The 13,934-nt window shown below is 61.6% G+C and carries 14 protein-coding genes and 1 pseudogene; 8 read left to right on the top strand and 7 right to left on the bottom strand.

What is annotated here, in order from left to right:
• The first annotated feature begins 92 nt into the window (after positions 1-92).
• Together ABIB57_RS11265 and ABIB57_RS11260 are read left to right on the top strand one after the other, a co-directional pair.
• A complete protein-coding gene (locus ABIB57_RS11265) occupies positions 93-773 on the top strand; it encodes an amino acid ABC transporter permease (RefSeq protein ID WP_354040831.1) in 681 nt (226 codons plus the stop codon).
• Positions 770-1,525, top strand: coding sequence for an amino acid ABC transporter ATP-binding protein (locus ABIB57_RS11260; protein WP_354040829.1), 756 nt, complete (start codon positions 770-772; stop codon positions 1,523-1,525). Before ABIB57_RS11265 ends, ABIB57_RS11260 begins: the two co-directional genes overlap by 4 nt.
• A 7-nt stretch (positions 1,526-1,532) precedes the next feature.
• Here ABIB57_RS11260 and ABIB57_RS11255 read toward each other — a convergent pair whose 3' ends face one another.
• Entirely contained in the window at positions 1,533-3,026 is a 1,494-nt protein-coding gene (locus tag ABIB57_RS11255) for an MDR family MFS transporter (RefSeq protein WP_354040827.1), read from the bottom strand.
• Between the two features lie 199 nt (positions 3,027-3,225).
• Here ABIB57_RS11255 and ABIB57_RS11250 point away from each other — a divergent pair, with 199 nt between their 5' ends.
• The gene (locus tag ABIB57_RS11250; RefSeq protein WP_354040826.1) at positions 3,226-3,711 is read left to right on the top strand and encodes a DUF3597 domain-containing protein; all 486 of its coding nucleotides are present in this window, start codon (positions 3,226-3,228) and stop codon (positions 3,709-3,711) included.
• A gap of 62 nt (positions 3,712-3,773) precedes the next feature.
• Here ABIB57_RS11250 and ABIB57_RS11245 read toward each other — a convergent pair whose 3' ends face one another.
• The gene (locus ABIB57_RS11245) at positions 3,774-4,112 is read right to left on the bottom strand and encodes a DUF2568 domain-containing protein (protein WP_354040824.1); all 339 of its coding nucleotides are present in this window, start codon (positions 4,110-4,112) and stop codon (positions 3,774-3,776) included.
• A 501-nt stretch (positions 4,113-4,613) separates the two neighbouring features.
• Between ABIB57_RS11245 and uvrB the strand changes: the two are divergent.
• Positions 4,614-6,956, top strand: a pseudogene (gene uvrB / locus ABIB57_RS11240) (excinuclease ABC subunit UvrB); the annotation flags it as partial.
• A 33-nt stretch (positions 6,957-6,989) separates the two neighbouring features.
• Here uvrB and ABIB57_RS11235 read toward each other — a convergent pair.
• From ABIB57_RS11235 to ABIB57_RS11220, 4 genes are all read right to left on the bottom strand, one after another.
• Positions 6,990-8,447, bottom strand: a complete 1,458-nt coding sequence (locus ABIB57_RS11235; RefSeq protein WP_354040822.1) for a RelA/SpoT-related domain-containing protein — start codon at positions 8,445-8,447, stop codon at positions 6,990-6,992.
• 28 nt (positions 8,448-8,475) lie between these two features.
• Positions 8,476-9,201: a hypothetical protein gene (locus tag ABIB57_RS11230; protein ID WP_354040820.1), complete on the bottom strand. Its 726-nt coding sequence runs from the start codon at positions 9,199-9,201 to the stop codon at positions 8,476-8,478.
• Positions 9,194-9,616: a hypothetical protein gene (locus ABIB57_RS11225; RefSeq protein WP_354040819.1), complete on the bottom strand. Its 423-nt coding sequence runs from the start codon at positions 9,614-9,616 to the stop codon at positions 9,194-9,196. The genes ABIB57_RS11230 and ABIB57_RS11225 overlap by 8 nt, the downstream gene beginning before the upstream one ends.
• A 366-nt stretch (positions 9,617-9,982) precedes the next feature.
• Positions 9,983-10,267, bottom strand: coding sequence for an endonuclease domain-containing protein (locus ABIB57_RS11220; RefSeq protein WP_354040817.1), 285 nt, complete (start codon positions 10,265-10,267; stop codon positions 9,983-9,985).
• A 446-nt stretch (positions 10,268-10,713) separates the two neighbouring features.
• Between ABIB57_RS11220 and ABIB57_RS11215 the strand changes: the two genes are divergently transcribed.
• The 4 genes from ABIB57_RS11215 (at position 10,714) to ABIB57_RS11200 (ending at position 12,896) form a co-directional block, all read left to right on the top strand.
• On the top strand, positions 10,714-11,073 hold the full coding sequence (locus ABIB57_RS11215) for a hypothetical protein (RefSeq protein WP_354040816.1): 360 nt from the start codon (positions 10,714-10,716) through the stop codon (positions 11,071-11,073).
• A 355-nt stretch (positions 11,074-11,428) separates the two neighbouring features.
• On the top strand, positions 11,429-11,749 hold the full coding sequence (locus ABIB57_RS11210; RefSeq protein WP_354040814.1) for an SH3 domain-containing protein: 321 nt from the start codon (positions 11,429-11,431) through the stop codon (positions 11,747-11,749).
• Between the two features lie 102 nt (positions 11,750-11,851).
• Positions 11,852-12,256 (top strand): SH3 domain-containing protein, encoded by a 405-nt coding sequence (locus tag ABIB57_RS11205; protein ID WP_354040812.1) that lies wholly within the window; start codon positions 11,852-11,854, stop codon positions 12,254-12,256.
• Positions 12,257-12,386: 130 nt separating this feature from the next.
• On the top strand, positions 12,387-12,896 hold the full coding sequence (locus tag ABIB57_RS11200; protein ID WP_354040810.1) for a pyridoxamine 5'-phosphate oxidase family protein: 510 nt from the start codon (positions 12,387-12,389) through the stop codon (positions 12,894-12,896).
• Here ABIB57_RS11200 and hemH read toward each other — a convergent pair.
• Positions 12,891-13,916, bottom strand: a complete 1,026-nt coding sequence (gene hemH / locus ABIB57_RS11195; RefSeq protein WP_354040809.1) for a ferrochelatase — start codon at positions 13,914-13,916, stop codon at positions 12,891-12,893. The genes ABIB57_RS11200 and hemH overlap by 6 nt on opposite strands.
• Positions 13,917-13,934: the final 18 nt, after the last annotated feature.

Raw genomic sequence — 13,934 nt, 5'->3', positions numbered from 1 at the left:
GGGCTAGATCGCGCCCGGTAATGCAGCCGCCTCTCCCCTCCGACACCCACTAATGCTATCGAGACTCAACCGCGTCTCACGGGGACCCATCCATGCCGCACTGGCTCGATCTGATGCTGACCTCCCTGCTGCCGCTGCTGCGCGCCGGCATCCTCTTCACCGTGCCGCTGACCCTGCTCTCCTTCGCCCTCGGCCTCGCCGTCGGCTTCATCGCCGCCATCACCCGCCTCTTCGGCCCCGCGCCCCTATCCGCCATCGTCAAATTCTACGTCTGGGTCATTCGCGGCACGCCGCTGCTAGTGCAGCTCTTCCTGATCTTTTACGGCCTGCCCAGCATCGGCATCGTCCTCGACGCCTTCCCCGCCGCGCTGATCGGCTTCACCCTCAATGTCGGCGCCTATACGTCCGAGATCATCCGCGCCGTCATCACCGCCGTGCCCAAAGGCCAGTGGGAAGCGGCCTTTTCCATCGGCATGACCTGGCCCCAGGCCATGCGCCGCACCATCCTGCCCCAGGCCAGCCGCATCGCCGTGCCGCCGCTGTCCAACACCTTCATCGCCCTGATCAAGGACACCTCGCTGGCCGCGGCCGTCACCGTGCCCGAGCTGTTCCAGGCCGGCCAGCGCATCGTCGCCACCACCTATGAGCCGCTGATCATCTATATCGAAGTCGCCATCATCTACCTGGCGCTCAGCTCCGTCCTCTCCACCCTGCAGACCCGTCTGGAAAAACGCCTCTCCCGCTATGGCGGCCACATGGAGTCCGCGTCATGATCACGCTTGACCACATTCGCAAGAGCTTTGGCGATCTCACCGTCCTCAACGATGTCAGCCTCGCCGTCCGCGAAGGCGGCGTCACCGCCCTGATCGGCCCTTCCGGCGGCGGCAAGAGCACCCTGCTGCGCTGCGTCAACCTGCTGGAAATCCCCCAATCCGGCCGCGTCCAGATCGATGACGAGGTGCTGGATTTCAACCCGACGTCCCGCCCCCACCGCGACGCCATCCTTCGCCTGCGCCGTCACACCGGCATGGTGTTCCAGAATTTCCAGCTCTTCCCGCACCAGACCGCGTTGGAAAATGTCATGGAATCCCTGCTGACCGTCCTCAACTGGCCCAAGGACAAGGCCCGCACCCGCGCCCTCGAACTGCTCGACAAGGTCGGCATGGCCCACAAGGCCGATGCCTGGCCCACCAACCTCTCCGGCGGCCAGCAACAGCGCGTCGCCATCGCCCGTGCTCTTGCTCCATCGCCCAAAGTCCTGCTCTGCGACGAACCCACCTCCGCCCTCGATCCCGAACTCGCCGGCGAAGTTGTCGACGTCCTTGTCCAGCTCGCCCGCGAAGGCACCACCATGCTCATCGCCACCCACGACCTCCGCCTCGCCGCGGCGATCGCCCACGACGTGGTATTCCTAGAGCGTGGAGAGGTGGTGGAGGCCGGGGCCGCGGCCCAGGTGTTCAACGCGCCGGTTCAGGCACGAACAAAACAGTTCGTCGTCACCTTGGGCGCGCCGTCCCAGGCTTAGGCGCCGCTCACTTTGGCTGCGCCACCCGCTTCGGCACGAATATCGCGACGCAGACCGTCGCCAGCGCCAGAACCAGCATGGCGATGAAGGTCAAGTGTAGCGCGCCCTGCAGCACAATACGGACCGACCCTTCGGCGGCGACAACGTCCCCCGTCCGACCGAGCAACTGGCGCAGTTGGTCCTCGCTCACGCCATGTCCTGCCGAAACCTGCCAAAGTCCGAAATTGAGCACCGCACCCATCACTGCCGCGCCCAGTGTGCTGCCGAGATTGCGCGAGAACAGGTTCGACGCCGTGCCCGCACCACGTTCGTGGGCAGCGGCCTCGCCTTGGATCACCAACAGTGCCGAGACGGTAATAAGCCCCATGCCAAAGCCCATTATCAGCGAGGCAATGCCCGCCTGGATCGGTGAGCTATCGGGCCCCATGAGCGTCAGGACCAGTGCCCCGACGGGCTGCAGGACGGCGCCGGTGAGCACCAGCGGACGCGCACCCAGATGATAGAAAATCCGTGCCGCGATAGTCGCCCCCATCGGCCAACCCAGCAGCATCGTGGTCAGCGTAAAGCCCGCCACCATCGCCGATTGCCCCAGCACGCCCTGCACGTAGATCGGCAGGAAGGTGGTCAGTCCCATCAGCGACATGCTGGCCAGCACCGTCACCCCATTGGCCGTGGCGATCGACGGGCGCTGCCACAGCTCCAGCGAAATCATCGGATCTGGCGCCCGGCGCTCTTGCATGACGAACAGCACAGCCGCAATGACAAACACAATGATGCTGCTGGCGAGTAGCAGCATCGAATTGCCGCCCTCGGTCAGCGCCAGCATCAGGGCGGCAATGGCAACGGCGGACAGGATGGCCCCGGCAATATCGACGGATCCGCCCTTCTTGCGAGCCGGTTCGCGCAGGAAACCCAAATAGATCACCGCGGCCACAAGGCCGATCGGAATGTTGATCCAGAACACCCACGGCCAAGAAATGGCGTGGACGATGAAGCTGCCCAGTAATGGGCCGCTGACCGCCGAGACTGCCCACACCGCGGCCAGATACCCCTGCACCTTGCCGCGCTGCTTGCCCGGATAGAGATCGGCAATGATGGTCATGGCCGCCGGTTGCATGGCCCCCGCGCCGACGCCCTGGATCAGCCGCGCGACGATCAGCATCGGCAACGACGAGGCTAGGCCCGCAAGGATGGAGCCCGCAAGGAACACTCCGATGCCGAGCAACACGATCGGCCGACGGCCATAGATGTCGGCAAACTTGCCGAACACCACGGTCACCGCTGTCGTCGCGAGCAGGTACGACGAGAACACCCAGCTGTAGAGCGTCAATCCGCCCAGGTCGGCGACGATTTGCGGCATCGCCGTCGACACGATCGTGGCCTCGAAGGCGACCATCGCCATCGACACCATGACGGCGGCCAGGATGGGCCAGCGGAGAGGGCTGATGGCGGTCGGCACATCGGCCTCGCCCTGCGTTGACGTAGTGCTAATTGCTCGCATCCTAATGATTTATCGGCCGATCTCTCGCACTTCCCTTGCGGAGTCGCAAAGGCAAAGTCTCCAATCACGCCAGATTTGAACGCTGCTCTGTGCCAGCCCACGCCACTCCACAAACGGGAACGGCACCAATGGCCGCGCGTTAGCCGAGGCAAGACTTGCCTTAGGCACGTCATTCCGATCGCTGAGGAGACAGCACAGCATGGGCATTTTTGACAACATCAAGGACCGCATATTCGGCCATACGTCCCCCGCCGCAATTCCCCCTGCCGCGTCGCAGCCTGCTGCCAGCCCCGCTCCCACGAGCGTTGCCTCCCCTGCCCCTGGCGTACAGGCCGCCCAGCAGGCCGCGCTTGATGCCGGCATGGCCGCCGCCAACAAGTCGATCGCCGATGCCGTGGCCGCCAATGCCTCCGCTGCCGCCCCCCAGACGGTCGACGTCGCCGCCGTCCTCGATGCCGCCGTCGCTAAATCCGGCCAGACGCTGCACTGGAAAACCTCGATCGTCGACCTGCTCAAGGCCCTCGACATCGACAGCTCGCTGACCGCCCGCAAGCAATTGGCCGACGAGCTTGGCTACAAGGGCGACACATCCGACTCCGCCGCCATGAACATCTGGCTGCACAAGCAGGTCATCACCAAGCTCGCCGCCAATGGCGGCAAACTTCCCCCCAGCCTGCTCGCCTGATTGCCCGCATCGAGCGCCGCCTATCCCCGGCGGCGCTCGCTCGGCTCAATGTGCCTGCCCGCCTAAAGCTGGCCCCACAGCGCCGCCAACCCCAGATTGGCCGCTGCGACTATGGCGAACGCAGCCGCCCAAGACCCGTGCCCAGCCTGGGTCAACGCCAGTGCCGCCGCCCCAAACAATACGATCTTGAACACGCTGAGCGACGGCTCGCCCAGCCGGCTGCCCGATGTCGGCGCCGCCAGCACCGCCCACAGCGCCACAGCCACGCCGACGACCACCACCACCAGTGCCCAGCGCACCCACGTCTCCTGCAGCCCGAACGCCCACACACCGAGCGCCGCCAGCATCGCCAGCTCGACCGCGAAGGCCAGCGCCAGATTCGTGCCCTTGATAATCTCCATCGCTTGGCTCCTCTGCCGATGCCTCGTTATCGCCCCTTGCCGCCGCCCCGTCGCTCCGCCAAAATCGCATGGGCGCCAAACATCAGTGCTGACACGATCTGTCAGCACCCCCGTTCCCTCTCCGTTCATGGAATGCTAAGGTCGCCGGAACATTGCATTTGCGCGCAACGTTCCCACATATCTGCCTTATCAAAAGTACCACGGTGTCCCATGGCCTCCGACAAATCTGCCCGCCCGGGCAAAGCCGAGTTCTCCATCGAGGAGTTCTTCAGCGAGATCGAAAAAGCCGAGGACATCGCGGCCAATAAGCCCCTCTATGCCGAGCGCATGCGCAACAAATCCCGCATGGACTGGGAAAAGATCGAGGCTGCCCGCAAGGTCGAGGCCGACGCCGCCGCTGCCGCCAAGGAGGCTCTCAAGGCCGAAAAAGCCGCACAGCGCAAGCTGACCGCGCTGGAAAAGCGCCGCACCACCAAGTCCAGCCACGATAACGCCACCGGCATGGCGCCGAAAACCGGCAAGACCAAGATCAACTCCGTCGACCGCATCGATTTCTCGGGGCTGGGCGAAAGCCCCCAGGCCGGTTTCGGCCACATGCCCTCGCCCGAGGCGATGAGCGCCCGCGACATCTCCGGCGCTGCCGCCAAGGACCCCGAGACCATCGGCAAACTGCGCGACGCCCTCTCCAGCGCCCGCTCCAAATCCGGCTCCAGCCGCACCGTCGAGGACGCCCAGACCGTCGGCGTCACCGCCACCGTCAAGGCCCTCGAACAGATCATCCTGCACGGCCGCAAGGAAGTCGAAGGCTCCTCCCCCTGGATGCCGCATCGCCCCACCCGCCCCACGCGCGGCGCCTCCATGCCTTTCCGCATGGTCACCCCCTACACCCCCGCCGGCGACCAGCCCACCGCCATTGCCGAACTGGTGGAAGGCGTCAACAATGGCGAGACCGACCAGGTCCTGCTCGGCGTCACCGGCTCCGGCAAAACCTTCACCGCCGCCCAGGTCATCGCCCGCACCAACCGGCCCGCGCTGATCCTCGCCCCCAACAAAACCCTCGCCGCCCAGCTCTATGGCGAGTTCAAGTCCTTCTTCCCCGACAACGCCGTCGAATACTTCGTCTCCTACTACGATTACTACCAGCCCGAGGCCTATGTCCCGCGCACCGATACCTACATCGAAAAAGAATCCACCATCAACGAGCAGATCGACCGCATGCGCCACTCGGCCACGCGCTCCATCCTCGAACGCGACGACGTCATCATCGTCTCCTCGGTCTCCTGCATTTACGGCATCGGCTCGGTCGAAGACTACACCGCCATGACCGTCGATCTCGGCAAGGGCCAGAAGATCGACCAGCGCGAGCTGCTCGCCAAGCTCGTCGCCCTGCAATACAAGCGCGGCGATACCGGCTTCGTGCGCGGCACCTTTCGCGTGCGCGGCGATACCATCGAGATCTTCCCCGCCCATTATGAAGCCGCCGCCTGGCGCGTCTCCCTGTTCGGCAACGAAATCGAGTCCATCGCCGAATTCGATCCCCTCACCGGCAAGAAATCCGCCGACCTCACCTTCATTCGCGTCTATGCCAATTCCCACCACGTGACGCCCCGCGCCACCATGAACCAGGCCATCAAGCAGATCCGCGCCGAGCTTGCCGCGCGCCTGCAGGAACTCAACGGCGCCGGCCGCTTCCTCGAGGCCCAGCGCCTCGAACAACGCACCCTGTTCGATCTGGAAATGATGGAAGCCACCGGCTCCTGCGCTGGCATCGAGAACTATTCCCGCTACTTCTCCGGCCGCCGCCCCGGCGAGCCACCGCCGACGCTGTTCGAATATCTCCCCGATAACGCCCTGGTCTTCGTCGACGAAAGCCACGTCACCATCGGCCAGCTCGGCGCCATGTATCGCGGCGACTTGCGCCGCAAGGCGACCCTAGCCGAATACGGCTTCCGCCTGCCGAGCTGCATGGACAATCGCCCCCTCCGCTTCGAGGAGTGGAACGCCATGCGCCCGCAATCGGTCTATGTCTCGGCCACGCCGGGCAAATGGGAAATGGACCAGACCGACGGCGTCTTCGCCGAACAGGTCATCCGCCCGACCGGCCTGATCGATCCCCCGGTCGAAATCCGCCCCGCCAAGGCCCAGGTCGATGACGTGGTCGACGAAATCCGCGAAACCAACAAGAAGGGCTACCGCACGCTCCTGACGGTCCTCACCAAGAAAATGGCCGAGGACCTGACCGAATACCTGCACGAACAGGGCATTCGCGTGCGCTACATGCATTCGGATGTCGACACCATCGAGCGCATCGAAATCATCCGCGACCTCCGCCTCGGCGGCTTCGACGTCCTCGTCGGCATCAACCTGCTGCGCGAAGGCCTCGACATCCCCGAATGCGGCCTCGTCGCCATTTTGGACGCCGACAAGGAAGGGTTCCTCCGCTCAGAAACCTCCCTGATCCAAACCATCGGCCGCGCCGCCCGCAACGTCGACGGCAAGGTCGTGCTCTATGCCGATCGCATCACCGGCTCCATGGAACGCGCCCTCGCCGAAACCAACCGCCGCCGCGAGAAACAGGTCGCCTACAACCTCGAACACGGCATCACCCCCGCCTCGGTCCGCTCCAACATCCATGACATCGTGGACTCGGTCTACGAACGCGACCACGTCACCATCTCTATTGGCAAAGGCAAGGACGGCAAGGAACAAGTCCAGGTCGGCGCCAACCTCGCCGCCGTCATCAAGGACATGGAAACCCAGATGCGCGAGGCCGCGACGAACCTCGAGTTCGAGAAGGCCGCGCGGTTGCGGGACGAGGTGAAGCGGTTAAGGGAGATGGAACTGGATACGTTGAGTGGCGAGGTGAACTAGATTGACTTATTGCTGGTGTTGATTCTGAAGTTCAGACAACACCAGCGCCAGCATACTCTCCGCCTCGTTGGTAAGCTTGACACTCGTGGCCCTAAGTCCTCGAACTAACTTACCGAGCACCGACACCTCGAAGTCATATCCGCTGCATTGAGCATGCAATCGAAGAAGGCGCTCAAGTTCTGAGTCGAACTTTTCAGGTGAGCAGATGGCATAGATCAGAGCATACATACCGCCAATGGTCACAGAAAAGTTCGTGCCTGGTCGTATTTCAAGCGCGCCAAGTTGAATCTTGGCGCCCTCGTAGTCTTGCGCGACAAAGCAAGCTGTGGCTTTGTTTAAGATGGACAGCGGCCGGGGTGCACCTTCCTCCTGAGCACGAGAATAGTGCTCGTATGCACTGACGCCGTCTCCCTTCATCAGGGCCTCGTTACCCATCGCCATAGCTTCGCCGCCGCCATTTGAACGGTAATTGGGTACACCAACCGTTCCCTCCTTAATCTGCCGCAGTAGATTAAGTGTCGCGGGGTCCGTGGAGTTGAGAGCAAGCGCGCTTTCGATATCTTCGATAGCTCCGGCGCGGTCTCCAGACAGGAATTTGACACGAGCTCGTCCCTGAAAAAGGGTATGCATCGTGGGGCTGTCTGCGACCATTGCATTATACAGTTTGATAGCCTGATCGTAGCGCTTCGCTTTGACCAACTGTCGAACAGAGGCAGCCTCAACTTCCGGAGCGGTTGCCCCGGATTTATCCGCTCCCTCAGTCTCAGCCAGCGCGTCCTTCGTTAAGTCCTCTTGTAATGACTCCGTTATCCTTTGCTTTAGACTATCATCTTCATCTCTGATGGACTGAAATTCTCTATCAGCTATTTCTAGCAATCCTGCCAGTGCAGTAAATTTTCTTTGCAATGAATCAGGCAAACCCGACTGATTTTTATACTGAACGTCGTGCTCGATCTCGGCCCACGCGTGCTGAAGAAGCGTTCTTACCTGAATTTCACATAGAAGGTTTTTGTGCCTTACGAAATCGGGAAACATCAACCTGTTCTCAGAGTGCCGAACTAGGAAGTGTATGCTCTGATACCCAAACCGGCCACCGCGGTACCGCTCTTCTCCGACGTCAGTTCTCTCGACGATTTCAAAGTTTTCGGAAATGAAGTCACAAACCTTACGAACCTCATCGATGGTGTAAGTTATTACCCGAACACCAGCCAGATCAGTTATTTCTGACAGTGGATCATTGTACTTGATAGATCCATCAGCACGTAGTTTTTGGGATTTTTCGCGAAAACTGTCGACCTCTTTGGCTCTCGCTCCAATATTATGATAGGGAATGTCCGCCGACTCTAGTGAATCGGCTATCATCCTTCTTATGCCCTCGCCCAAATCCTGATACTTGTAGCGAATTTCAGCATACAAAAAATGCGGCGCGTCCTCGCCTGGAGTATCTAATCTATCATTTACCAAATGCACCTCCCTCAAATTGAAGAAAAAATTACGGCCGGGGTACCAGTGATTTCATCTCTTCCACTATTCTGCGGAAGTCCTGTGCAAAATCGTCAATATCGATCTTTTTGGTAAGATAGTTTCGGCTGTGCGCCGCCGTGTCGCCGATATCCTTGCAACGCCCGAGTATCCTTGGTGCATTCCTAGATAGTTTGAAATTACGTCCGCTAGTTAGTTCGTTCAGTATCCCAGACAGCATCAAATAATTGTCACCGCCATGTATAGCCGAACCAATTTCGGCGCGCTCATACGACTCGATTATCAATACTTCAACCAACCTTCGCATCAGTACGGCACAGCCATCGAAGATGTGAAACTGGTAGCTTGAATTGATTTGACGGACCAACCCCTTGATATATGCCCGATCTCCCTCGAACTCGGACAGCACGAGAACAGTGTCCAGAACCGTTGGCGGCTTCTCCTCCAAGTAGGTACCAAACCTTTCAAGCATGGCGGCCCTGGCCTTCAGCGGAATTCCGATTCGGTCCGCGATACCCAGCGATATGTCCCTACGTTTCTTCAGGTTTGTCCTGAGCCTAGACTTGTTTATGATTGTTCGAATTTGATGCTCGAGTATGAAATTAACTACTCGGCCTAGGTCAGGCACATCTGCCTGTGTCTCGCCCAGGAACCAAGAAACGAGAACGGCAATGTCCGCTTCGCTGAGGGCGTCGTCATGCGCGAGCTGCAAACAGAAACCCGACGTATCATGCATCAGCGAGCCATTTTTCGAATGCCTGCTGGGCTGCCGCAGTAAGTTCATACTTCACCGGGTTGCTGCCCGTTGTAAGAAAATCTGTTGAGTTGCCGCTAAGAGTTTTCGATAACGTCGATAAGGCGCTCTTGATTCTCAGCTGGGTCAGTACGCGGTATACATCGCCCGAGGTAACAGGCTCCCCCGAGACTAAAGCCACGAGCTTACACTTAGAAATCCATTCGTTTCCAACGTCCAATATCTTGGTCTTGATCGCTGAAAATCTTTGATCCGTCTTAATTTTGTTTGCCGTCAACTCAGCGTCCAGGACCACTGACTTGTTACCTGCGTCGCCGCCGCCCGAAGGTGGTTTGCGCTTCGACTTCGATCTTGTTTTGCCGGATGCAGCCTCATCCGCCGGCTTCTCCGACGTCATCCCTGATGCAGCTGCCCGTGGCACCCAGTACTTCTCTAGTACAGATGAAACGTCGGCAATGCTCCCTCAATTTCGATGCTATTTAGGCCGTTTTGGATTTTTACCTTGATCAATTTGCCCCCCAGCAGATGCGTCATGTCCTAGTGGGACCGGTTTTAACGGTGTGTTGTCAAGGTGCAATTCGACGGTCCCTGGGTCAACGCCCGCAGATAGGCGTCGGGAAGCCGCGTTCACCCTGCCCACAAATACTCCCACACGGCACCCCATCACCGTTCAATCCCTCACCCCTCTTCAAGGGATGTTAGGTATGGTCTCTTACTGCGCTTCGCAGCCCCCCGGCCTCCCCCTAGCAGGGGGAGGAACAGGTCAGGCCGCGGGCTCACCCAAAATCTCGCGCATGCGGTCGAACACGCCCTCGGCGTTTTCCAGCACATCGGCATTGGTGAACCGCACCACGGCATAGCCTTGCCGTTCCAGATACGCCGTCCGGTTCGCATCACGTGCCACCCCCACGTCCTGATAATGACTATCGCCATCGATCTCGACGATCAGTAAGCCTCGCCTGTAGACGAAATCCACCACGAACGGGCCGATGGGCGCCTGCCGCCGCCAGTGCCAGCCCTTGTCGCGCCACGACGCAACAGCGCCCAAAACCCGCGCTCCGCCGTCGTCTGCTCCCGCCGCAGCTTGCGGGCAAAGGTGATGGGATCGTCCATGATGCCTCCGGGGTGGAGCGTAGCATTGGCGATGGGGAAGTGAACCCCCACCCGGCCTCCCCCTGGGAGGGGGAGGAGCAGGAAGTGGTGCACCAGCCTTGCCGCACACTGGATATGATCCCTCCCCCTGCCAGGGGGAGATTAGGTGGGGGTCCTCACTCTAAATCCGCGTGATCGTCGCGAATCCACCGTCACTGCCCGTGATCGCCCCCCACTACCTACAAACAGGACCATCTCGCCGCGCACTCATTGCCGGAGGCCCCCCAAGCACTCCCCCTCATCCGGCCCTTCGGCCCACCGTCTCCCCATGGAAAGAAGAACACAAATCCCCGCGTCCCCCACACCCCTTATACTTGCCGGCTCCCCAACCCCGGAGCCAGCATGACCCAGCCCAATCTCAAGCCGCACCGCGTCGCCATCTACAATCACCTGTCGCGTGAGATCGCCGCCCTCAACTATATCCGCCGCGAAAAGCCCACCGGTGCGCTCGGGCCGACGACCCTGTCCACCTGCAATCGCCTGATCGCCACGGCCAACCGCCTGTTTCGGCCGGTGCCGGGCCTGCCGCAGTTTGCCCACATCGATCCGACCAGCCCGATGACGCAGGCCGATCTGGCGCTGTTGACAGCGCGGCTCACCGCCGCCTGTTTTGCCTTCGAGGAGCGCTATCGCCACCTGGTCGCTGAACGGCAATCGGCCCTCGGCGCACCCGCCGGATTTCCCGCGCCGACGCGTCCCTGAGAAAACTTATCCCCGTCCCTGCCGGCCATGCCATTATGCCTCCATTCCCGCCAGTCACTTGGCGCTGACGCGGCGTCAAGGCGGGGAGACCGGCAGGTGGGGGCGCTCACCTGGGCAGGCGCAAAACCCGGCACGCGCGGTTGGCATATACCGCGCATGAACCGAACCTGTTCAAAATCCGGATCGTGACGGGCGGCTCTTGCCTCCCCTAACCAAACCTCAGAGGCAAAAGCCGCCCGTTACCGTGTCCCCGCAGGCGCCCGCGCCGTGCGGCGTCTCGGCATGCCCGGCGCTGGCTTCGCCATCAATTTGCCGTCCGCCCGCGCCATGCTCACGGTCTTCGGAGACCCCACCCATGCGCGCCGCCCTCATTGTCGCCCTCGCCCTCGTCGCCACCCCGGCTCTGGCCCAGCCCACCGCCCGGGTCAGCGGCGGCACGATCCAGGTGCGAAGCGGCCCCGGCTCGGGCTATGCCAGCATCGGCGTGCTGCCCAATGGCACCGTGGTGACGCTGGATCGCTGCACCCACTCGGGCGCCTGGTGCCTCGTCACCAATACCGGCTGGGTGCGCGCCAGCTACCTCGTCGGCCAGGCCGCCAAGGTCAACGCCACCCCGCCCGATCTGCTGTTCGAGGACCCGCTCGGGTTCGGCCATCACCGGCGCTTCCCATTCTGAACCAGGATGAACGGCCCCCTCAGGCACCGTTCAATCGCCATCCCTCATAACTGTGTCCAAGGCAGACGACTGCCACAACCAGACACACAGAGGGATTTCCCCATGAACAAGTTCACCACCGCCCTGCTCGCCGCCGCCGTCCTCGTCGCTTCCGCCTCCGCCGCCATGGCGTCGCCTGGCGTCGTCACCGGCAATGCCAATGTGCGCGCCGGCGCCGGCACCGGCTATCCGGTCATCTCGTCGGTCCAGTATGGCCAGCCGGTCGATATCGACTATTGCGCCGGCAACTGGTGCCACGTCTCCAAGCCCGGCCGCGACGGCTGGGTCTCCGCCAGCTACCTCGCCACCGATAACGGCTGGGGCGGCGACCGCCACCACCGCCGCCACACCGGCTGGGGCAACAATGGCGGCTGGGGCAACAACCACGGCGGCTGGAACACCCACAACACCGTCGGCGTCAACACCTGCGTCTCCGGCCAGAACGCCTCATTCTGCCTCGGCTTCTGATCCGGCCTGACGCATCCAACACCCCCGCCCAGGCGGGGGTGTTTTGTTTTGGATCACTCCGGCGCGAAAAATATCCTCCGCAACCTCATCGCCGCCCGCCCGTTCGCTTCCTGCAACAAAGGAGGCTCACATGGCCAAGGAACATCCCAACGACAGCGACCTAACCCCCGACGAAGTCGAAGACCGTATCTGGGAGCTGGCGAAAAAAATCGACATCTGCATGTTCACCACCTGGGACGGCGAAAACCAGCGCAGCCGCCCGCTCTCCGCCCGCGTCTTCCGCGACGAACACGCCATTTATTTCCTGGTCGATATCGAAGGTCACAAGAACGGCGAGATCGAGCGTTTCCCCACCGTCTCGCTCGCCTGGGTCGATAGCGGCGGCCACAAATACGTCGTCATCGCCGGCAAGGCCAAGATCAGCAACGACCGTGCCAAGATCAAGGATTTGTGGAGCGATTTCGACAAGGCCTGGTGGGAGAACGAGAATGATCCTTCCATCCGCCTCCTGACCGTCACCCCCGACGACGGCGAACTCTGGGATAGCCCCAATCAGCTCGTTGCCAGCGCCAAAATGCTCGTCGCCGCCGTCACCGGCAAAGCCCCCGATTTCGGCGACAACGCCAAGATCAAGCTATAGCCAGCCTGAGAGCTCCCGGCGGACGATGGACTCGATCATGTCCATTCCGCCGGGACTATCGTTGAGGCACGGAATATAGGCGAATTGCTCGCCCCCGGCATGCATGAAGGTTTCCTTGCCCTGCATGGCGATTTCTTCCAGCGTCTCGATGCAGTCCGCTGAGAATGCCGGCGCCAGGATCGCGATCTTCTTTATCCCCCGCCCCGGCAGCGCTGCTAAAGTCACGTCTGTATACGGCTCCAGCCATTTGGCCCGGCCAAACCGGGACTGGAACGTGACCATGAGCCGACCCTTGTCCCAGCCCAGATGCTCGCGCACCAGCCGCGTCGTCTTGAGGCACTGGCAGTGGTAGGGATCGCCGCGCTCCAGATATTCCACCGGCATGCCGTGATAGCTGGTAACCACCAGGTCCGGCACGAAATCCAGCTTCGCCACGCCCTCCTCGATCGACCGGGCCAACGTCTCGACATATTTGGGGTCGTCGAAATAGGCCGGCGCTGTACGCACTGCCGGCTGCCAGCGCATCTTGCCGAGCACTTCGAAAGCCTTGTCATTAGCAGTCGCCGTCGTGGTCGCCGAATATTGCGGATAGAGCGGCACCAGCAGGATCTTCTGGCACCCCGCCTGCTGCAGCGCCTTCAGCTGCGCCTCGGTGGAGGGGTTGCCGTAACGCATGGCAAAATCGACGACGACATTCTCCTCGCCGCCGAGCCGCTGCGCCAGCGCGTCGCTCTGCTGGCGGGTGATCACGCGCAGCGGGCTCTCGTTTTTCTCCTTGTCCCAGATCTGCGCATAGGCGTGACCACTCTTCTGCGGCCGGAACGACAGGATGACGATGTTCAGAATCAGCCACCACAGCAGGCGCGGCGTCTCGATCACCCTTGGATCGCTGAGGAATTCCTTAAGATAGCGCCGCACGCTCCAATAGTCCGTCGCCTCGGGCGTACCGAGATTGAGCAGCAATACGCCGATCTTGGGCTTGGCCACAGGCGGGTGATTGGCAGGCAGGTTATCGGACATGGAGCGCCGCAGTCTGGA

The sequence above is a fragment of the Devosia sp. UYZn731 genome (assembly GCF_040546795.1).
In the GTDB taxonomy this organism is placed as follows: Bacteria; Pseudomonadota; Alphaproteobacteria; order Rhizobiales; family Devosiaceae; genus Devosia.
This window is presented reverse-complemented; position numbering and strand designations above follow the sequence as displayed.